Genomic DNA, 23,025 nt, shown 5'->3' on the forward strand with positions numbered 1-23,025 from the left:
GTTTAACCATACTTCCTATAGTAGTATAAGCTGTTCTATTTGATCTTTTTTGCTTCCTGCTGTTGCCCGTTTTGATAAAGTATTAAGGCATTTACTTTACCTGTGGTGTCTTTTGTGAACTCCAGGTATGCGGGAAATTCTCTTGGGAAAAACTTAGTCTGTGTTTCGGGGACCATTTCAAAACTCCCCTGCCTGGTGGCTTGCGCATATATCACTTTACCTTCTTTGTAAATTGTTATAATAAAAGCAGGGGACAGCGCATATTGTCCAATATAGGTTTGTAGTACTGAATCTGGTACGGTCACTGATTTTTTAATAGTGGAATGATACAACCCTTTAAATCCATAGACCTTTGAGACGCTATTTATCACTTCCGGTAAAATGCTACTGTTGTCAGAGTTCACCATCACCACTACGCCATTCCCGTCTTTCAGGCTTCCGTAATACTGACAGCGAAATCCTTCATTCGCGCCTCCATGCTGAAAGTATCCGGTACTATCAAGGTCAATAAATACACCTAAAGCCGCGCTTTTATCGAGGTAAGGTGTTAGTCTGAGTGTGGTTGTTGCCTGGTTTAACACTTTGGCAGATTTGCCTTCATAAGCCAGCTGTGTTTCGATGATATATTTTGCAAGGTCAGTTGGATTTGTCCATAAACCTGCAGGAGCTTCTTCGGGATAGACATGGTAATTTCCCTCTATTGGTTTCCCATCTCCACGATGACCAGTAGCGAGGAGTGCCGGATTAATATCCACAGGTGGTTGGGAAAAGGTGCTGGCAGTCATGCCTAAAGGCTGTAATACTTCTTTTTTCATGTAATCAGCATATGGCAGATGTGTTACATCCATTACAATCAGCTGGGATATCGTGGTGCCACCGCCTGAATATTCCGATTTTATGCCCGGTTCATACATGGAACGTACAGGTGCCGAATTTGCCGGTTTCACACCATCCAGAATCTGTACTACCGTCGGTAAGGGAGCTCCTTGCCTGTAGCCTTCAAAACCATGTACTGTCAATCCTGCGGTATGGCTTAACAGGTTGGCCACGGTGATCTTTTTCCCTTTAGCCAGGCTGTCATAAGGGAAGTGCCAGCTGGTGAGGTAAGTATTGATATCCGTATACAAATCCAGTTTTTTATCCTGTACCAGTTTGAGTACACCTACCCCATTCAGGGATTTACTGATAGAGGCTGCCTGGAAAAGAGTTTGTGTTGTAACTGGTACTTTCAAACTATCATTTGCCCAACCATAACCTTTTGCCCAGATTAGCTTATAATTCTGTATAACGGCTATACTTAGCCCGGGTATTTTGTAATGAGCCATTCGTTCAGCTATCGTCCAGGGTCTTTCGCCGGTTAATTGTATCGTGCCGACCAGGTTCTTTTCCACCTGTAGTATTTTTTCTTTGTCGGATTGAGCGTAAATGGTTAACTGAATTAACAGGAGTAAGGGTAAAAGGAATCGTTTCATTATTGGGAATTTAGGTTAATTGTATGGATCCTCTAAGATATGGCAAAGGTTGGCATTTTTGGGAAGAACTTGCCTAAGTTCCTTTTTAGATTCTATTTTGGTGGGTCTTCTCCAGCGGGGGCATAAATTTAGAAAGGAGTTTGTTTTAAAAGACTACAAAACCACGCATGTTCCCGATTACATTTAAATGCTGTACCTTGTATTCAAAGATATAATATGAATAAAAATGGCCCCTTGGTAGTGATTGAGGATGATGAAGATGACAGGGAGCTGTTTACCAGCGTTTTTAATGAACTTGGTTATTCTAATGAGATTGTATTTTTTGAAGATGGCCAGGCGGCACTTGCGTATATTCAAGGTGAGGATATCTTTCCGTTTCTTATCTTATCCGATATTAACCTGCCTAAACTGAACGGTTTTGAGTTGAGGAAAATGGTCCATACAAATGAAGGACTCAGTTCAAAATGTATTCCCTATCTTTTCTTTTCCACGTCTGTAGAGAAGGAGGCTGTATATGATGCCTATACAATGTCTGTTCAGGGCTTCTTTAAGAAGCCTTCAAGTTATGAACATCTCAAAAGTACCATAAGAATTATAATAGAATATTGGCGGGAATGTTATTCTCCTAATCATTTCGAAGACTTGTAACAGATTTCCGGCGATAAAAATGAAGGCAATCAAAGCTCTATTGCAATATCATTGATGTTTTTGGTTGAGTCAAATATGGGAAACCCGGTCGCCCAACGGCAAAACTAAGCCTTCAAACCGAAAGATTTGAAGGCTTAGTTTTGATAGTCTTTCATGATTTTATTTGGTGAGGCTCAGATTTTTCTCGTTCTCTGTTTGTGGTTTGCCGGTTGCATTGGGCTTTCCTATACCGGTAGTAATTAAACCGCGTAAACTATTTTGAATATAGCCCGTCCAGGCATCCCGGCAGATCTCATAACATTCGTATTGAGGCACCAGCCCCTGGTGAGTAAAACGAATTTCCGTTTGTTTACCATTTTGAGCGATCTCAAAAATGATCCTGGTCCCGATCCATTCACTTTTATCGCTGGTGAATTTAAAGTAGTTGTCCATCACCAGCCAAACCACTTTTTTGTCCGGAATAAATTCTACGATTTTCATCTGGCAGCGATGCACATCCTCGAAATGATACTTAAACACGGCGTTGAGTTCGTTCGTACTGCCTTCTATTTCTTCCGACCACCAGCCGCGCACATTATTGATAGCATCGAAGGCCTGTTTTGGAGTTTGGTCTGCTAATAGTATTGTCGTAAAATCAAGCGTAGTCATTTTTGTATGTTTTTAATGATCATTGATCAAAATTACCGTCTCTAAACCAGAGTTAATGGGGGTGAAATAGACATTGTTGCGGGTTGATTTGGACAATACTATCGCGTATCTTTATAAAAAAAACATGAAACAGGTGACGATTTTAGTTCCTTCGGGATACGCTAATCTGGCCAGCATCGTGGGTACGTTTCAAATCCTGACCCGGGCCAATGAATATTGGCAAAAGATAGGGAACAAGTCTATGATGGAGGTCCGGATCGCCGGTTTCGTAAGTGAGCTGAAACTGGATGGTGGTTTCTTTTCCATTTTTCCCATTGATCTCAACGAAGTGGAAAGTACTGATCTGGTGATCATACCTTCTGTTTCTCATGAGTACGATCGTGTGATTAGGGAAAATGCAGCACTGATTAGCTGGATCCGCGGACAGTATAAAGACGGTGCTGAAATAGCGAGTATTTGCACAGGTGCATTTTTACTGGCTGCTACCGGGTTACTGGAAGGAAAAGCCTGTTCAACACATTGGAATGCGGCGGCGGCTTTCCGGCGATTGTTCCCCAATGTAACCCTCCATACGGATCAACTGCTTACTGCCGGTCTGGGTATCTATACAAATGGCGGAGCCTATTCATTCTTAAATCTGGTGCTTTTCCTGGTTGAAAAATATTTTGACAGGGCTACAGCTGTGTTCTGCTCAAAAGTTTTTCAGATTGATATGGACAGAACTTCCCAATCACCCTTTTTTATTTTTCAGGCGCAGAAAGCCCATGGTGATGAACTGATCAGCAAAGCACAAACGTATATCGAAGAAAACCTGACCCAAAAGATCTCTTTCGAGCAAATCGCCTCAGAGCTGGCGATCAGCAGACGCAATTTTGACCGCCGTTTCATTAAAGCTACCGGTAATACTCCGCTGGAATACATGCAGCGGGTTAAAGTGGAAGTGGCCAAAAGTAACCTGGAAAAAGGCAGAAAAAGTGTTTTTGAGATAATGGACGAAGTGGGCTATGCCGATGACAAGTCATTCCGGGAAGTTTTTAAAAAGATATCCGGTTTGTCGCCCCTGGAGTACAGGGCAAAGTATAACAAAAATGCTTCACAAATGAGTGACCCGTCAAGGCTTGATTGAATTTGCCACGATATTCCAGTGGCCTTTGACTCGGAAAATAGTTTTTAATGGAAAGTCAGAACCCCCTCTTTCCTTATTTCTATAATATACAAGTTATATGTTAATCAATAGTTAAGATATGAGTTCGCACGCTACAAATAGTCATAAACAGGAACAATTGGGATTGCTTGTATGTTATAACATGTAAACAACTGTTATGAAAGCTTCTCTTTTTTTCAGGAAACAATCGCTGGTTTACAGTTTCCTGATAATAACCGCATTGCTGGCCTCCTGTAGTAAAAATGACGGGTATGGCGGCGGCGGTACTACACCTACCACTTATACCGTTAGCGCCACTCTTAACAGCGGGTCGGAGGTTCCTTCGAATACTACCACAGGTACGGGTACGCTTACAGGTAGTTATAATTCATCCACTTATATGATTACTTACAAAATTACCTGGACAGGCCTTACCGGGGTAGCCACTGCGATGCATTTCCACGGTCCTGCCATTGTCGGACAAAGTGCCGGTGTTGAGGTAGGTATTACAGGGTTTACTTCAGCCGCAGCAGGGAGCTATTCAGGCTCAGCAACATTTACCCCAAGTCAGGGTACCGACTTAACAGAAGGGAAAATGTATGTAAATATTCATACTGCTGCCTATCCGAATGGTGAAATAAGAGGGCAGCTATCGGCCACAAAATAAAATTGTTTACAAGGCATAAGTCGCCTGCTTATTACTGAACTAAGGTAATAAGCAGGCGACTTATACCTTGTATGGAATAATAGCATTAATTTAATATAGAAAGAAGCTATTTTATTATAAACTTGCGGCTATTGATAATTGAAGACTATGAGGAGCATTCTTATTATTCTTATTGCATTATTACCTTTTGCAGACAGTTTTGCCCAAACCACAGCACAGCTCGAAGCCAGCCGTATTCATTTGCCCAATGGCTGGTCACTGACGCCTGTAGGTGAACACCTGCCACTCGGAGATCTCCCATTGAATATAGCCGTTTCATCTTCTAAAAGATATATCGCAGTAACCAATAACGGACAAAGTATACAAAATATCCAGCTCATTGATGTGAAGGCACAAAAGGTGCTGGATGAAGTGATAATCCCGAAAAGCTGGTTTGGCCTGAAGTTCAGTGCAGATGAAAAATTCCTGTATGCTTCAGGTGGAAATGATAACAGGATCCTGCAATATGCTGTGCAGCAAAACAAGCTGATACTGAAAGATAGCATCAGACTGGGTGATAAATGGCCGGTAAGGATCTCTCCTTCAGGTATCGAGATCGATGATAAGAAGCAAATCATGTATGTATTGACAAAGGAGAATGATTCACTTTACATCATCGACCTTACTACAAAAAAGATTAAACAACAATTGTCCTTAGGCGGAGAAGGTTACAATTGTTTATTGTCATCCAATAAAAAAGAATTGTATATCACCTGCTGGGGATGTGATAAGGTGCTGATCTTCGATACACAGCATAACAGCTTCAGCGGAGAGATAAAAGCAGGGGACAACCCGAACGATCTGTGCCTCTCAAAGAATGGGAAATACCTGTATGTTGCCAACGCGAATGATAATTCTGTTTCCGTGATAGATCTTCCGCAAAAGAAGGTAATCGAAACATTGAATACCGCACTTTATCCGGATGCACCGAATGGTTCTACTACAAATGGGGTGGCATTAAGTGAGGACCAGAAAACTTTATACACCGCCAATGCCGACAACAATTGCCTGGCCGTATTCGATGTAAGCAAACCAGGTTTCAGCAGGAGTAAAGGATTTATTCCGGTAGGATGGTATCCTACAAATGTGAAAGTGATCGGTAAGAAGATATATGTGGCTAATGGCAAGGGATTCTCATCCATGGCCAATCCTTACGGTCCTAATCCTTTGAAGAAAAAGGAAGAGGTGGAATACCAGGCAGGAGATAAGAACAGGCCCAAAGACGTACAATATATAGCCGGATTGTTTAAAGGTAAGCTCAGTATTATCAAAGAACCCACTGAAGAACAACTGGCGATATTCTCACAGCAGGTATATAAAAATACACCTTACACCAAAGAAAAAGAAAGTATCACGGCAGGAGAAACCGGCAATCCTGTTCCGATGAAAACGGGAGCGCCTTCTCCTATCAAATATGTATTTTATATTATCAAGGAGAACCGCACTTACGACCAGGTACTGGGAGATATGAAAGAAGGGAATGGGGATACCAGTCTTGTGCTCTTCGGTGAGCAGGTGACCCCCAACTTACATAAACTCTCAAGAGAATTCGTACTGCTGGATAATTTTTATGTAGATGCAGAAGTGAGTGCGGATGGTCATAACTGGAGTACCGCTGCTTATGCTACCGATTATCTTGAAAAGACATGGCCTACCAGTTATGGCGGACGTGGAGGTGTTTACGATGGAGAAGGCAACCGCGCCATTGCCAATGCGCCTAAAGGGTTCATCTGGGACCATTGTAAGCGGGCAGGCATATCTTATCGTACTTACGGGGAATTTGCAGATAATTCCAAACCGAATATACCTGTGTTGAAAGATCATGTTTGCCCGTATTATAGCGGATGGAACCTGAGCATCTACGACACTACCCGTTTTACGCAATGGAAGCATGAATTTGATTCGTTACTTTCCATCAATATGGTTCCGCATTTTAACTCCCTGCGAATGGGAAATGATCATACGGAAGGGCTGCGCAAAGGCAAATTATCCCCTATTGCGCATGTGGCGGATAATGACCTGGCAGTAGGTCTGTTCGTGGATTACCTGAGTAAGAGCCCGATCTGGAAGGAAAGCGCCGTATTTGTAATTGAGGATGACGCACAGAATGGGGCCGATCATGTGGATGCCCACCGCAGCACTGCATATGTGGCCGGAGGCTTTGTGAAACAGGGATATGTTGATCATACCATGTATTCTACTTCTTCTATGCTTCGTACCATTGAACTCATCCTCGGTATCCCGCCTATGAGCCAGTATGATGCCGCAGCAGTGCCTATGTGGAATTGTTTCTCCGCCACTGCCAGTCACCCGGCTTTTCAGTCAGTTCCTGCGCAGGTGGATCTCCTGGAAAAGAATGTTGCTGTAAATGAATGGCAAAGACGTTCAGAACGATTTGATTTTACAAAAGAAGATAATGTACCTGACCTCGAATTCAACATCGTATTGTGGAATGGAATGAAAGGCACACCCTTTCCTGCACCAAAACGGGCAGCCTTTGTGAATTTATTGAAGAAAGAGGATGATTGAAATGTTACCCCTGAAAATATTTCTTCCCTAAATAAATGTCAAATTGACGATTAATAGGAAAAAAATTATTAGTTTTCACCCCGAAAAGATCCTGGTATAATTCTAAATCTGAATTACAGGACGCAAATTCCAGTTATGAAACATTTTCCTCTTTTCCGCATGCGGATATATTGAACCTATAACTTTTCCATATGAAAAAGATACTTTTATTATTGGGGGTTTGTGTGGCGACCACCACATTGGGACAGGTAAAGGATTATCCCTTTAAAGCAGTCAGCTTTACAGCAGTACGGGTAACAGACAGTTTCTGGCTGCCTCGTCTGCGCATTAACCACATGGTTACTATTCCGGCTTCATTTGAACGGTGTGAAAGCACTGGCAGAGTGCGTAATTTCGAAATGGCGGCCGCCCATTCGGGTAAATTCTGCACTACCTTCCCGTTCGATGATACCGATATCTATAAAACCATCGAAGGTGCATCCTTTTCATTAAGCCTTTTCCCTGATAAAAAGCTGTCTGCATATATTGATTCACTCATTATTAAGATCGGGAAAGCCCAGGAGCCGGATGGTTACCTGTATACAGCAAGGACCATCAACCCGGCATCGCCGCATGAATGGGCAGGTACAGAAAGATGGATAAAAGAGCGGGAATTAAGTCATGAACTATATAATGCCGGACATCTGTATGAAGCTGCTTTTGCCCATTATTATGCCACCGGTAAAAGGTCTCTCCTGGATATTGCGCTTAAAAATGCAGACCTGGTATGTTCCGTATTTGGCCCTGATAAAAAGCATGTGGCTCCGGGTCATGAGATCGTTGAAATGGGCCTGGTTAAGCTGTACCGTATTACGGGGAAGAAGGAATACCTGGAAACCGCAAAGTTTTTTATCAGCGAACGTGGTCATTATATGGGCTATGACACCAATAGTAAAGATCCCTGGAAGAGCGGGGCCTACTGGCAGGATAATAAACCGGTAACAGAACAATATGAAGCAGAAGGGCATGCGGTCCGTGCAGGCTATCTGTATGCTGCCATGGCGGACGTAGCGGCATTAACCGGGGATGAAGGCCTGCTGCATGCCATCGATACCATCTGGATGAATATGGTAAGCAAAAAAATGTATGTACAGGGTGGATTAGGAGCTGTCCCATCAGGAGAACGTTTTGGTGATAATTATGAACTTCCCAACGCTACGGCCTATAATGAGACCTGCGCTTCCATTGCAAGCGTGTACTGGAATTACCGGATGTTCCTGTTGCATGGGGATTCAAAGTACATGGACATTCTGGAAAAGACACTGTACAATGGGTTGATCTCCGGACTGGGACTGGATGGAAAATCATTTTTCTATAGTAATGCGATGGAAATCAAAAATTCCTTCTCACATAAGAACCTGGAGCCGGAACGCTCGGGCTGGTTTGATTGTTCCTGCTGTCCTACCAACCTTACAAGACTGATACCTTCCATTCCAGGCTATGTATATGCTCAAAAGGATGATAATATATACGTAAATCTGTTTATAGCCAGTAATGCAACGCTCACCTTGCAGAACAGGGCTGTAAACATTGAACAACAAAACAGCTATCCCTGGGACGGGGACCTGGTATTTAAAATTTCACCGGAAAAAACACCAGCTGCATTTAATTTACTGATACGTATACCAGGATGGGCACAAAATGAAGCAGTTCCTTTAGATCTGTATAAATTTACTACCAGTTCTGATAAGAAACCGGTCATTAAAGTAAATGGACAACCGGTGGAATATGAAATGAAAAAAGGCTATGCCTCCCTTACGCGCACCTGGAAAAAGAACGATAGGGTAGAAGTGCTGCTTCCAATGGAAGTGCGGAAGATAAAGGCGAATGAAATGATAAAGGATGATATAGGTAAAGTAGCCTTACAGCGTGGCCCTGTCATATATTGTGGTGAATGGGTAGATAATAATGGTAAAACAAGTAATATCATCATTCCTTACGACGCTGTTTTTACATCAGCATATGAACCAGGTATGTTAAATGGTGTAGAAGTAATTAATAGTAATGTTCCGGTAGTTGTAATTGATGAAAGCGGGCAAACAGTTTCCACTGTACAGAGAAAATTTACAGCTATCCCTTATTATGCCTGGGCAAACAGAGGTAAAGGCGAAATGATGGTCTGGTTCCCCGGGAAGATAAATGATATCGATCTATTGACGGACAGGCCTGTTAGTAATACCATTTCAAAGTAAAAAACACATGATGTATTATAATCCGAAAATACCGGTAAAATCGATTTGTTTATGCCTGGTACTGGGAATGTTGGCACCGGCAATGGCTCAACAGGCATCAAAAAAGAAGCCGGTTAAGCATTATAGTGCTTATTTATTTGCCTACTTTACTGGCGCCGGAAAAGATGCGGAATCTATTCGTTTTGCAATTAGTAATGATGGCTATAACTACAAAGCGCTTAATAACAATATGCCGGTCATAAATTCGGCTCAGATAAGTACTACGGGGGGTGTAAGAGATCCACATATACTGCGTGGCACAGATGGGAAAACGTTCTATATGGTGGCTACCGATCTTCATGTTGTAAAAGATGGTTGGGGCCCCAATCAGGCCATGGTATTATTGAAATCAAAGGACCTGGTTAACTGGAATAGTCATATCGTAAACATAGCGGAAAGATTTCCCGGATTATCAGATGTAAGTAAGGTTTGGGCGCCGCAAACCATATTTGATAGTCAGAAGAAAAAGTACATGATCTATTGGTCTATGAGTTTTGGTAAGGGCCCTATCAAAATATATTATGCCTATGCTAATCCGGACTTTACCGGATTGGAGACTACTCCCAAACAGCTTTTTTTTAGCCCTGACAGCACTACCTGCCTTGATGCAGATATCATTTTTAAAGATGGTAAGTATCATTTATTCATGAAAGCTACAGGTAAGACACCAGGTATTAAAGAGGCCGTTTCTGATAAACTGACAGAAGGTTATGTGTTATCAGATAAACGTTTGGAACAGACGGATGAAGAGGTGGAAGGTTCAGGTGTATTTAAGTTAAACAATTCCGATACCTGGATATTGATGTACGATCTTTTCAAAAAAGGGAAATATCAGTTTACAGAAAGTAAAGACCTGGAAAATTTTAAAGTTATAGATAACGAGATCTCCATGAACTTTCATCCCCGTCATGGAACCGTTATTCCAATAACCGCGAAAGAAGCACAGGTATTAACAAACAAATGGCCCTCATCTGATGAAAGAGCAACACATAACCCGGTTTTAAAAGGGTATTATGCTGATCCGGATATTTTATATGCTGAAAAAACGGGTAAGTTCTATATATATCCAACCAGTGATGGTTTTGATAATTGGTCGGGTACTTATTTTAAAACGTTTTCTTCTAAGGATTTAACTGACTGGAAAGATGAAGGTGTTATACTGGATTTAGGTAAAGACGTAAGCTGGGCAAAAAAGAATGCCTGGGCTCCATGTATTATCGAAAGAAAGATCAATGGGAAATACAAGTATTTTTACTACTTCACCGCAGCCCAGAAAATTGGTGTAGCGGTAGCGGATGATCCCACCGGCCCGTTTGTGGATTCAGGTAAACCTTTAATTGATAAATATCCTGAAGGAGTTACCAGAGGTCAGCAAATTGACCCCGATGTTTTTTCCGATCCGAAAACAGGGAAGAATTACCTGTATTGGGGAAATGGGTATATGGCTGCTGCGGAATTGAATGATGATATGGTTTCTCTGAAACCGGGAACTACAAAAATATTAACACCTGCTGCCAGCTACAATGAAGGCTCTTATGTGATTTACAGAAATGGCATTTATTATTTTATGTGGTCGGAGAATGATACCCGTAGCGAAGATTATCAGGTGCATTATGGAATGTCTGATTCCCCACAGGGAAAAATAAATCTTCCGGAAAATAACCTGGTAATTGCAAAAGATAAAACGGCGGGTATTTATGGTACCGGTCATCATGCTATTATTCAGATTCCTGGTAAAGATGAATGGTATATTGTATACCATCGCTTCAAATATCCAGAAGGAATTACCATGGGAAGTGCAGCGGGATACAACCGTGAAGTTTGTATCGATAAGCTGGAGTTTAATAATGATGGTACTATAAAGCAGGTAACGCCAACTCATGAAGGTGTGAAGGCAATCAATAAAGCCCGCCAGTAATGACGGGCTTTATATCTTAAAAATGGATGGCTGTTTTTTTGCCGGAATATTTAATAACCCTGTCAGCTTTTTCGACAGTCTCAATTCCATTACCATGACCTTTACCTACCAGTATAATATTAAAGGTCCTATGTAAAAGCATACCTGGAAAATTACCTTTGCGATCTTCTATAGTGAGTGTTTTTGTTTTATCATTCCACTTTATCGTAATGGTCGAATAAATATTCCGCTCATAATTATAATTATCGTTTTCGTCTTCATACAGTGTGAAGGTCCCGTTGGCTCCTTCATATACTCTTAACTCCAGGTTGCTGGCATCTTTTTCACCTGTATATTGCTGAAAGGGACCCATTGGCAGAATAGCACCGGCTTTCACGTACAGAGGCATAATATCGACAGGCACTTCTTTTTTAATTTCCTGTCCTCCGGTTGTTCTTTCACCTGTCCAGAAGTCAAACCAATCAGTGCCTTCAGGTAAATAAATTGTACGGGTTTTCGTTTTGCTGAAATCGGTAAAGGTTTCACCATTAACTCTGCCGGTATAAAGAGAGTCAGTAACAGGAGCTACTAAAATATTTTTACCGAAGAGGTATTCGTTGTTGATGTCCCGGACTTTTTTATCTGCAGCGAAATCCATCACCAATGCACGCATCAGGGTACCTGATTTTGAAGTCACCTCCCAGGCATTGGAATAATTATATGGAAGCAAACGGTAACGAAGCTGAATGAATTTCACTATCGCATCATAAGCCCAGTAGCCTTTTTCTCCAAACTGGTAGATCTCCCTGGGTGTATCAGTGCCATGAGACCGGAACATAGGCGTGAATGCCGCAAATTGTAACCAGCGAACATATAATTCCTGGAAAGCAGCGTCTTTAACGCCTTTGGGATAATTACGCCAGGAGAAGAAGCCGCCAATATCAGTGTTCCAATATGGAATACCACTTAAAGAAAGATTAAGTCCACCGGAAATCTGCTTATTGAATACATCCCAACCGGATACAATATCCCCCGACCAGTTGGTGGCAGCATTACGCTGCTGACCCGCAAATGCTGAGCGGGTAAGGATAAATACGCGTTTATCAGTGTTTACCCGGCGTTGATGTTCATATACACCACCGGTGGTCATCAATGGAAAGGCATTACGAACTTTTCTGAAGGTACCCAGGTAGGTGAGGTTCTCATCATCACCTGGTTTAGGTACGATCTGGTCGGGCTCGGTGGCATCCATCCACCAGCCGTCCATGCCGAGAGAGAAGATGTTTTTGCTCAGATATCTCCAGTAAATATCCCGTGCTTTGGGGTTAAATGCGTCATATACCTGTACTTCCGGCACTGGTGGCCAGGTAGTAAAGTCATATAGCATGTGCTGTTCTTTTAATTCCTGGTAGATCTTTGTTTTGTTCCCAAAAGAAGGCCATATTGAAATAATAATATGTGCATTTGCCTGGTGCACACTGTCAATCATGGCTTTAGGGTTTGGGAATGCAGGATTACCAAACTCCATGGCGTTCCATTCGTTATCCTGTACGCCCCAATATTGCCAGTCCTGTACAATCCCATCCAGCGGTACTTTTAATGCCCGGTATTTTTTTACTACGTCCATCAGCTCATATTGGCTCTTGTAACGTTCCCGGCTTTGGGTGTATCCATACAACCACCTGGCATACATCGGTGCCTCACCGGTAAGCCAGCGCATGTGAGCAATCACCTTATCTGCATTGCCGCCATTAATAAAATAATAGTCGGCGCAGTTACCAATTACAGATTCAAAGGATGCGACGTTCAGCGTATCATTGAAAATAGTGGTTGAATAGTTATCCCAGAACAGTCCATATCCTTTCACTGATTGAAAGAAAGGTACTGCGATCTGCATGTTTCCCTGCTTCAGTTCCAGTTTTTGGTTACGTTGGTTCATCAGTCCTTTCTGATGTTGCCCCAGTCCATAAATAGCTTCCTCTTCTTTTAACCGGAAAGACTGGTTTACGCTATAGGCACTGTCTGTTCCGTCTTTTACAGGTTTGAATTGAAGGCCGTCTTCTTTTTCTTCCAATAAAGCTACTGCTGCTGTATTGTAGAAGCTGATCTGTCCTGTTTGAAGATTGATCCTGGTTTGCAGGGAAGCACTGCTTACAGATAATACATTACCGTCCTGATGTACATTTAGTGGAGTGCTTACAGGGGTCTTTATCACTGATAAACTTTTCTTCTCATCTGTAACACCTACGGGGGATTTTAATACCCGCACAATATCTGCATTAAAAAACCGGACCTCAATGTTTATTGAGTGAATGGTTGTTCTTATGCCTCCGTTTGTCCGCTGGTATTGCTGTGACCATGCGCTTGCTGTAAACAGCAGCAGCCCGGAAAAAAATAATGAATTTTTTACATTTATCATGGCTTGTTTTTTCAGTACGTTGGAATTTATAAAGTATAAGTGGATTGCTAAATTAAGCGTCAAATTAACATTTATTATTAAAATAGATGTCAAATTGACGATTAATAATAAAAAATCATTAATTTACCTTCTGAGAAGATTCCACGTAGATAATATAAGTTAGAGAAAACGTATTCCAGGTTATGAAATGTACAGAGCATGGTTAATATTTACCTGAACTAAGAGATAAGCATCTTTCCCAACGGAAGCTTTTTAATGGCCTGGAATGTCACCAGAAGCAGTACGTTGTGATTTTCTTGTACAATATGACAATGGCATAATTTTAAAGTGATGCCAATACTTTATTTAAATCTGTTATAAAAATGGGCTTTATTAAATATATAAGGAGTAATTCATTTTACGGAATTACTATACTTCTATTCACGCTTTTCTGTTTATTGTCAACCGGCAGTATCTATGCTCAACGCAGTGTGGGTGAGACTAATAAAAGAATACATGCAGATGGAAAACCGATCTCTCCAAATTTGTTTGGGGTCTTTTTCGAAGATCTCAGTTATGCAGCAGATGGTGGCCTGTATGCAGAATTGATTCAAAACAGATCATTTGAGTATGCTCCGGACGACCGGAAAGACTGGCAGCCATTTACTGCATGGGAATATCTTACAAAGGGCTATGGATATGGAACAGTTTCTGTGGAAACCAGGGAGCCGGTCCATCCAAACAATCCTCATTACATTGTTCTGAAGGTAGAGGATGCAGGCCAGGAGGGCGTTGGTTTAATCAACTACGGTTTTGATGGGATCGTGATCAGAACTGGTGAAAAGTATAATTTTTCAATTTTCACCCGCCTGATTTCGGGGCAATCCATGCCATTATCCATACAGTTACGAAGTAAAAAGGGGGATGTTTATGGTGAGGTTACTGTAACTGCGGATACAAAAGAATGGAATAAGTATTCCGCTGTCATTGAAGCCACACATAATGATGACAGCGCTGTTTTAGCCATTACTGCAAAAGATAAAGGTACCCTGGCAATAGACATGGTTTCGCTGATCCCGGACAAAACTTTCCATGGAAGGGTAAATGGTATGCGATCTGATCTTGGACAGGCAATTGCAGATCTGAAACCTGCATTCATGCGCTTCCCTGGTGGTTGCCTTGTTCACGGTGACGGATTGGAGAATATGTATCGCTGGAAAAACACTATAGGACCGGTGGAACAGCGTAAGGAGCAACGGAATATCTGGAATTATCATCAGTCTGTTGGCCTTGGATATTTCGAATACTTCCAGTTCTGCGAAGACATAGGTGCTAAACCATTGCCGGTTGTGCCGGCTGCAGTGAGTTGTCAGAATTCGGGAGGTACCTGGAAAATAGGAGGGACAGGACAGCGGGGATTACCTATGGATGAAATGCCTGATTATATTACGGAAGTGCTGGACCTTATTGAATACGCCAATGGCCCGGTTACCTCCACCTGGGGGGCAAAAAGAGCGGCTGCAGGTCATCCTGCGTCCTTTCACCTGGAGTTCCTGGGCATCGGCAATGAAGACAAACAAACGCCGGAATTCAGGGAGCGTTTCAAGCTGATTTACGACGTGGTTAAAAGTAAACATCCTGAAATCACGATTATAGGAACAGTAGGGCCTAGCCCGGCTGGAGAAGACTACGAACTGGGATGGAAATTTGCCAATGAGAATGCGTTGCCGATGGTAGATGAGCATTATTATGAAAAACCAGAATGGTTCCTGGCGAATACAGGCCGTTATGATAATTATGACCGCAAAAAAACAAAAGTATACCTGGGGGAGTATGCCTCATGGGGCAATACACTATTCAATGCGCTTGCTGAAGCCGTTTATATGACTTCGCTTGAGCGTAACGGGGATGTGGTTAATATGGCTTCTTATGCGCCTCTTTTAGCAAGGATGGGGCATACATCCTGGAATCCCAACCTTATTTATTTTACGGGTACTGAAGTTACTCTTACCCCTAATTATTATGTACAGCAATTGTTTTCAAACAATAAAGGGGACATTTATTACCCGGATATCGTTTCGTTTAAGGGGACTAATGTAGCAGCATCTTGTGTAAAAGATAGTAAAACAGGAGATCTGATCCTTAAACTGGTAAATGGGGGGGAGGCCACTGTACAGGCTCAAGCCGATCTTTCCGGCTTCAGGTCTTTAAATAGGGATGCCACACTTACTTTTTTGAGTGGCCGGAATGAAGCGAAAGAAAATGTAGTTCCGGTAAAAACTGTTTTAAGGCTGGAAAAACGATTCACATACAATATGACACCGCATTCGTTATCTGTCATCAGGATAAAATCAAAAAAGATAATATCCACATATGAATGATATGCATCTTCAACAATATGCAGACGATGTCCTTTTAAATTTGCTTAAAGAGGATAACAAGGAAGCATTTGATGTTATCTATATGAGGTATTGGGAGCGGTTGTACTTTTATCTTGTAAAAGCAATTAAGAATACAGAAGAAGCTGAAGATATCCTTCAGGAGGTATTTGTTTCATTATGGAAGCGCCGTAATAATCTGGAGGGTATTGAGTCCCTCTCTGCCTACCTTTTTTCCTGTGTGCGATACAGTGGCTTCAGGTATATTCGTAATGAAATTAAAAAGAATGATTTCAGGAAATCATGGAATTCCCTCTTTCATGAGGAAGATAATCTACCTGAAATGCAACTCGCTGCAAATGAGTTGTCAAGGATGTTAAATAAGGAAATTGATAAGCTACCCATTAAAATGCGGGAAGTATTTATCCTAAGTAGAAAAGAGGAACTCTCATATAAGGAAATTGCTCATAAGCTTAACATCTCTGATAAAACGGTTAAGAAACAAATTAGTAATGCCTTAAAGTATTTGCACCTAAAGCTGAACGGGAAAGCATTCCTCCTCTTATTTTTTCTCATTAAGTTATTCTGACCCCAATTATAAATTTTTATCATTGAGATTCAATTAATTGATAAAAATTTTATTTTCTCCTACTACCAAGCGCTCTTTTTGTACACTTCTTTATTATCCACATGAAATGATTGATTTCGTATTGAACTTTAACTGTTATGAAAATTGTACTTGTCGCTGATCTGATGTTCCTCAATTCAAGTCGCTTCTAATGGAAGAAAAAGAGATTAAAAATCTGCTGGACCTTTATTTTAAAGGGGAATGTACACCCGCTGAAAAAAGGTACCTCGAATCAATGTTTGATCAGCTTTCCATGCACGGAGAATTTGATGAGAAAACAATTGACAGGGAGGCTGTCATGCATAGGTTAAAGGGAAAAATAGACAGGCAGATCAGAAGGGAAAGATTTATTACGCTTCCTGTTATGCTAAGGGTGGCTGCTGCTGTATTCCTGATTACTTCTGTTGCTGCATTCTTTTATTATAAAAGCACCGGGTTCAGTCGGGTTCAGTACGTAATTACTACCGTCCCAAAGGGGCAGAGAATGAAACTGACTTTAAGCGATGGTTCTACCGTGATGCTAAATGCCGGCTCACGAATCCGGTACCCGGAAAAATTTAACCGCGAAACAAGGAGTGTAACATTATTAGAAGGAGAAGCTTTTTTTGATGTAAAACGTAACGATGAAAAACCTTTCGTGGTAGAAACGCCGGGAACACAGACACAGGTATTGGGAACTGCTTTCAATGTGCAGGCATACCAGGCATTTAAAGAGGTGAAAGTGACCGTAATGCGTGGTAAGGTGGCCGTAAAAGAAGCAGGGACAGGGGAACAAAAGCCTGTTTTACTGTTACCTGATGAGCAGGTTATAGTAAATACAGCTACCGGATATCAGACGAAAAAGCACATAAATGCAAATGAAAGTATAGGCTGGATGCAGGGCAAATTCCTGTTCAGAAATGAGACACTAATGAACGTTGCGCTGATTTTAGAAAATAGCTATAATGTTAAAATAGAATTTAACAAAGAAACAACTAAGGAAATCCGGTTCACTGCAAATTTTAATTCAACGGATTCACTGGAAAAAATTCTTTTTGCTATTGCTAAAGCAAATGGGATCACCTATTCAATTAATGATAAGATTGTTCGATTCTGATACAAACATTCATCAACCAAACAGAAATTATTATGCGCTGAAAAATTACCACGAGATAATCTGTATTAGCAATGAAAAAAAAGATCAGTTCATAAACATCACTTCCTGATCTGATCAGCCGATTTTAGAAAAAGCTTCCATTTATTAAACCAAACCACGCAAATGTTATGAAAAAATTCATTTGGTATAATCTCTATGCCTTCCGGAAAACGATGAGTATTAGTTGCAAAATATTCTTAATCATTACGTTAGGGACACAAATATTATTTGCCGGTTCTTCAACAGGACAAACTGCGAAAGAGATAAAAATAAACCTGCAGTTTGAAAGCACAACATTACAGGATGTTTTAACTGCTATGCAGAAAAAGAGTGGTTTAGGATTTGTTTTCAATGACAAATTGGTTTCTAATTACAGGAATGTATCCGTTTCTGCTAACAGGGAATCAGTTACTGCTATCCTGGATAAGATCCTTAAGAATACCAATCTGGACTACCTGGAAAAAGATAATCTGATCATTATAGTTGAAAAGAAAGCAAAGGCTACTACTCAAAACGCAAATACCTCCAAAGAATTCTTTGAGCAAATTACCATAAAGGGTAAAGTAACGGATGAGAACGGGACACCCTTAATTGGTGTAAGTGTCAAAGTAAAAGGAGGACATGCCGGCACCTCTACGGATATTTCCGGACAATATACGCTTACAGTGAATGAAGGGACTGTAGTACTTATATTTTCTTATATAGGATTTCAGGATAAAGAGATACCTGTAGCAGGCAATTCATCTATGGATGTTGTGATGAAAGTAACGGTAGAGAATCTCCGGGAAGCTGTAGTAATTGGCTATGGAACACAGAAAAGAGCAGATGTAACCAGTGCTGTTGCTTCCGTAAAGGCGGAGAATTTTGTTAAAGGGCCGGTAGTTGATGCTGGTCAGTTATTACAAGGTAAGGTTGCTGGTTTAACTATTTCAAATACCAGCGGTAACCCTACCGGTGGATCGCAAATTTTACTCCGGGGCAACACCACCCTATATGGCGCTAATACTAATCCTTTAGTAATCATTGACGGGATTCCGGGTGATCTCAAAACGGTATCTCCGGAAGACATCGAGTCTGTAGATGTGTTAAAAGATGGTTCATCTGCCGCTATTTATGGCGTAAGAGGCTCTAATGGTGTAATTATCATCACCACTAAGAGAGCAAGTGGAAGGATCACCAACAGCGTTGACTATAGCGTTTATGCAACTACCCAGGTGATCGCGAAAAAACTGGATATGCTTACTGCACAGGATTACCGGGACCAGATTAAAGCTGGAACAAGACTCGCCTCATGGGATGCCGGAAGTAATACCGACTGGCTGAAAGAAACGACCCGTACACCGTTAACACACGTGCATAACCTGACTATAAGAGGTGGTAACAGCACAACAAACTACCTGGCTTCCGGAAATTACCGTGCAATGGAGGGCATTTTCAGGAAGAGCGATAACAATACATTTACGGGAAGAATAGATGTGAACCATAGCATGTGGGATAATAAGCTAAAGCTTAATATCGGAATACTTAATCAGACCAATAATTATACACGAAATAATAATGGGGATAACAGCTTTAATGGCTGGATATACAGACAAACGATCATACGTAATCCTACAGAGCCGGTACGCGATTCTGCCGGTAATTTCTATGAGCAAACGGGCAATTTTGATTACGAAAATCCTATGGGATTGCTGTATGAAAGTGATGGGGAATCTAAAAATGTAAACTCCCGTATGAATGCTACTATTAGTTACAAGCCTGTTAGTAATTTAAAACTGTCTGCCCTTTTTTCCTACTCAAGGTTTAATGGGAACAATGGATATTCAGAAAGCAAAAAGCATATTTCTACCATTAAAAGCGGTTTAAATGGTTTTGCATCCGTAAGTTCCAGCATGTCTATTGACCGCTTGACAGAATGGACTGCGGAATATTCCAAATCCTTAAAAGACCACCACTTTGTAGTTTTAGGCGGTTATGCTTACCAGGAAAATGTCTCTTCTGGCACGTATGCGGACAACCAGGATTTCCCGACTGATCTCTTTAGTTATAATAACCTGGGATTAGGCGAAGGGATAAAGAATAAACTGGCCAATATGAGCAGTTATAAAACAGAGACAAACCTGATCAGTTTTTTTGGAAGACTAAATTATAGCTATAAAGATAAATATCTGCTGTTGGCAAGTTTAAGAAGAGAGGGGGCCAGTCAGTTGTATGGAGCCCTTAGTCCCTGGGGTAATTTCTGGGCTGTTTCAGGAGGCTGGAGAATTTCCAATGAAAACTTCATGAAAGATCAGAAATTGTTTGATGATATAAAACTGCGTGCAGGTTATGGAATAACAGGAAACCCACCATCAGCAGGTTTTCTCAGTCAGCCGTTAATAAACTACGGTGACTATGTATATTCTAATGGTCAGTGGACAAGGATCCTGGTCCCTGCCACTAATGCGAACCCGTATATCAGATGGGAAGAAAAAGCAGAAGCAAATATTGGCCTTGACTTTAGTTTATTAAAAGGAAGAATAAGTGGTAGTGTGGATGTTTATAATCGCCGGATCACAGGATTGCTTTATAACTATGCAGTGCCAAGTCCTCCGAATTTATACCCCAGTACAACAGCTAATGTGGGTAAAATGGAAAATAAAGGCTTAGAAATAATGCTGAATTTCGTACCGGTAAAATCAAAGGATTTTGTCTGGACAACAAGCGTTAATTTCTCTACCAATTCAAATAAATTAATCAGTTTATCAAACGAACTGTACCAAACCACCACTCCGTATTTCACTACAGGATTTGCAGGTATCCCCGTTCAGACTTTTACCAATATTGTAACCGTCGGCAAGGGTATTGGCGATTTCTACGGATATAAGGTTATTGACATTGATGCTAATGGGAAGTGGATCTATGAAGGCAGAGATGGCAAACCTGTTAATTACGATAATTTCGCACATAGCTTTGAAGACAAAAAAGTGATTGGTAATGGCCTGCCCAAATATTATGCAGGTTGGAATAATAGTTTCTCCTATAAGAAATTCGATGTAAGTATTACAATGAGAGGTGCTTTTGATTATCAGATCATCAACTCTCAAAGGATGTATATGGAAAACCCCGCCATCCAGAATTATAATATCCTGAAATCCGCTTACGATCCTGTTTTTGGTAAAACAACATTGAAAGTAAATGCATTAGAGTTTAACAGCTACTATGTAGAGAACGGGAATTTCTGGAAGGTAGATAACATAACGCTGGGCTACACTTTCAATAACATAAAAAGCAATTATGTTAAGGGAGCGCGCATCTATGTATCAACCTTAAATACGTTTATCATTACCAAATACAAGGGATTGGATCCGGAAGTAAACCGGCTTGGCTTAAATCCGGGTATGGATGATCGTGATAAGTATCCTACTACCCGTTCATTTACCTTAGGAGTGAATGTGAATTTTTAACAATTGAAAAATCAAACGATGAAAAAGCTTGCAAAAATTCATTTATTCATTGCAGCATTTGTTGCTGTAATAACTATATCCGCCTGTACTAAATTAAAAAATACGCCCTATACCGCTATTATATCTACCGAATTTAATCCTACCAAATCAGATCTGGCGGCATTAGTAGGAGCCGGATATTCTCAGTGGCGATTTGTATTGCTGGACTGGAACGGTTTATGGCGGGCACAGGAAGTTACAGGAGATCAACTGGTAATACCTAAACGTCCCTGGGGCTGGTTTGATGATGGTGTGTATCAACGGTTACATAAACATACCTGGACTACAGATGACGATGTGGTGAATCAAACATGGTCAAGAACATATGCTGGTATCACAAACTGTAACAGGATCATTTACCAGATAGAATCCGGACTAATTCCAATTACAGAAGGGAAAGACGCGACGCTGGCGGAATTGAAAGTGTTACGGGCTTCGTACTATGCAATTTTGTGCGACTTTTATGGTAATGTTCCCATTGTAACAAAGTTTGATCTGCCATCCGGTTTTCTACCTGAACAAAGCACCCGTCTGGAAGTCTATAATTTTATTGTTAAAGAACTTACGGATAATATCCCTTTATTAAGCGCTGAAAATAATACAGAAACTTACGGGAAGTTTAATAAATGGGCGGCTTTTACATTACTTGCCAAGATGTATCTGAATGCCGGGATCTATACAGGAACAACAAAATGGACAGAATGTATCGCAGCCTGTGATTCTGTTATCAATTCAAATGCCGGTTATATATTAGAGCCTGCCCAGAAAAATGTATTTGTAACAGAAAATCAAAATTCCAAAGAGATCATTTTTGCAATACCAATGGATGAAGATTATACAAATAACTGGAATGCTTTTGATCTTCATATGCAAACTCTACAACAGGAGAACCAGGCAACATACAATCTTAAAAATACCCCATGGGGAGGTATATGTGCGATCCCTCAATTTATAAGTACATATGATGAGAGTGATGCGCGCTACCAGAATAACTGGATAAAAGGTCAGCAATATACTTCGGCAGGTCAGATGCTCTATGTTGCGCAGGGAGATTTTACCGGCCAGCCATTGGCTTTTGTCAATGAACTGCCCGGACTTGAAAAAGGGGAATCTGTGCATGGTTTCCGCCTGGGCAAATTTGAAATAAAAAAGGGAGCTACCAACAGGTTAAGTAATGACTATCCTGTTTTCCGGTACGCAGACGTACTGATGATGAAGGCAGAATCCCTGCTTCGCAACGGGCAGGCAGATGCCGCCGCCACAATTGTTACCCAGGTAAGACAGCGGAACTTTACATCAGATCCGGCTAAAGCGGTTGTTACAGGAGCCGAGTTACAGTTGGGTAGTTCATACGCATATGGCCTTAAAGACGCGGTAAACAATCAGTATACAACCGAAGGCGGGGCAGATATTCAATATGGCAGATTTTTAGACGAGTTAGGGTGGGAGTTTGACCAGGAAGGGCACAGGCGTACGGATATGATCAGATTTGGTGCATTTACCACAAAATCATGGTTATCACATGCTGCTACCAATAATATCAACAGAACATTGTTCCCGATACCAAGAACTGAAATACAGAAAAATGGCAACCTGAAGCAGAATCAGGGATATTGATATTTTGTAAGTAGAATATATTTAAGCTATTATAAAGGACCAGAGAAGTCTGATCCTTTATAATAGCTTA

14 protein-coding genes are annotated in these 23,025 nt (G+C 41.1%); 11 read left to right on the forward strand and 3 right to left on the reverse strand.

Translation table 11 applies throughout. From position 1 onward, the window contains the following. Window positions 1-35 precede the first annotated feature (35 nt). Window positions 36-1,472 carry a serine hydrolase gene (locus GO495_RS13735; RefSeq protein ID WP_157300276.1) on the reverse strand — a complete coding sequence of 479 codons (1,437 nt, stop codon included), beginning with the start codon at window positions 1,470-1,472 and terminating at the stop codon, window positions 36-38. Between the two features lie 216 nt (window positions 1,473-1,688). Here GO495_RS13735 and GO495_RS13740 point away from each other — a divergent pair, with 216 nt between their 5' ends. Beyond that, on the forward strand, window positions 1,689-2,120 hold the full coding sequence (locus GO495_RS13740) for a response regulator (RefSeq protein WP_157300277.1): 432 nt from the start codon (window positions 1,689-1,691) through the stop codon (window positions 2,118-2,120). Between the two features lie 159 nt (window positions 2,121-2,279). Here GO495_RS13740 and GO495_RS13745 read toward each other — a convergent pair whose 3' ends face one another. Then, window positions 2,280-2,768 carry an SRPBCC family protein gene (locus tag GO495_RS13745; protein ID WP_157300278.1) on the reverse strand — a complete coding sequence of 163 codons (489 nt, stop codon included), beginning with the start codon at window positions 2,766-2,768 and terminating at the stop codon, window positions 2,280-2,282. 124 nt (window positions 2,769-2,892) lie between these two features. Here GO495_RS13745 and GO495_RS13750 point away from each other — a divergent pair, with 124 nt between their 5' ends. The 5 genes from GO495_RS13750 (at window position 2,893) to GO495_RS13770 (ending at window position 11,335) form a co-directional block, all read left to right on the forward strand. Next, complete coding sequence (locus GO495_RS13750) at window positions 2,893-3,894, forward strand: GlxA family transcriptional regulator (RefSeq protein ID WP_157300279.1); 1,002 nt, start codon at window positions 2,893-2,895, stop codon at window positions 3,892-3,894. 196 nt (window positions 3,895-4,090) lie between these two features. Beyond that, window positions 4,091-4,579 (forward strand): CHRD domain-containing protein, encoded by a 489-nt coding sequence (locus GO495_RS13755; protein WP_157300280.1) that lies wholly within the window; start codon window positions 4,091-4,093, stop codon window positions 4,577-4,579. A 147-nt stretch (window positions 4,580-4,726) separates the two neighbouring features. Then, window positions 4,727-7,147 (forward strand): bifunctional YncE family protein/alkaline phosphatase family protein, encoded by a 2,421-nt coding sequence (locus tag GO495_RS13760; RefSeq protein WP_157300281.1) that lies wholly within the window; start codon window positions 4,727-4,729, stop codon window positions 7,145-7,147. A gap of 191 nt (window positions 7,148-7,338) precedes the next feature. Next, window positions 7,339-9,378, forward strand: coding sequence for a glycoside hydrolase family 127 protein (locus GO495_RS13765; protein WP_157300282.1), 2,040 nt, complete (start codon window positions 7,339-7,341; stop codon window positions 9,376-9,378). A gap of 7 nt (window positions 9,379-9,385) precedes the next feature. After that, a complete protein-coding gene (locus GO495_RS13770; RefSeq protein ID WP_240915219.1) occupies window positions 9,386-11,335 on the forward strand; it encodes a glycoside hydrolase family 43 protein in 1,950 nt (649 codons plus the stop codon). Between the two features lie 16 nt (window positions 11,336-11,351). Here the strand turns inward: GO495_RS13770 and GO495_RS13775 are convergent, their stop codons facing one another. After that, on the reverse strand, window positions 11,352-13,733 hold the full coding sequence (locus tag GO495_RS13775; RefSeq protein ID WP_157300283.1) for a glycoside hydrolase family 31 protein: 2,382 nt from the start codon (window positions 13,731-13,733) through the stop codon (window positions 11,352-11,354). Between the two features lie 362 nt (window positions 13,734-14,095). Between GO495_RS13775 and GO495_RS13780 the strand changes: the two genes are divergently transcribed. The 5 genes from GO495_RS13780 to GO495_RS13800 all read left to right on the forward strand — a co-directional run bounded on the left by GO495_RS13780 (window position 14,096) and on the right by GO495_RS13800 (window position 22,955). Continuing rightward, entirely contained in the window at window positions 14,096-16,093 is a 1,998-nt protein-coding gene (locus GO495_RS13780; RefSeq protein ID WP_157300284.1) for an alpha-L-arabinofuranosidase C-terminal domain-containing protein, read from the forward strand. Beyond that, window positions 16,086-16,679 (forward strand): RNA polymerase sigma-70 factor, encoded by a 594-nt coding sequence (locus tag GO495_RS13785; protein ID WP_157300285.1) that lies wholly within the window; start codon window positions 16,086-16,088, stop codon window positions 16,677-16,679. Before GO495_RS13780 ends, GO495_RS13785 begins: the two co-directional genes overlap by 8 nt. A 190-nt stretch (window positions 16,680-16,869) precedes the next feature. Then, complete coding sequence (locus GO495_RS13790; RefSeq protein WP_157300286.1) at window positions 16,870-17,814, forward strand: FecR family protein; 945 nt, start codon at window positions 16,870-16,872, stop codon at window positions 17,812-17,814. A 167-nt stretch (window positions 17,815-17,981) separates the two neighbouring features. Beyond that, the gene (locus GO495_RS13795) at window positions 17,982-21,299 is read left to right on the forward strand and encodes a TonB-dependent receptor (RefSeq protein ID WP_205691259.1); all 3,318 of its coding nucleotides are present in this window, start codon (window positions 17,982-17,984) and stop codon (window positions 21,297-21,299) included. A gap of 18 nt (window positions 21,300-21,317) precedes the next feature. Continuing rightward, window positions 21,318-22,955: a RagB/SusD family nutrient uptake outer membrane protein gene (locus GO495_RS13800; RefSeq protein WP_157300287.1), complete on the forward strand. Its 1,638-nt coding sequence runs from the start codon at window positions 21,318-21,320 to the stop codon at window positions 22,953-22,955. The last annotated feature ends 70 nt before the right edge of the window (window positions 22,956-23,025 follow it).

It is taken from the genome of Chitinophaga oryziterrae, from assembly GCF_009758125.1.
Lineage (GTDB): Bacteria > Bacteroidota > Bacteroidia > Chitinophagales > Chitinophagaceae > Chitinophaga > Chitinophaga oryziterrae.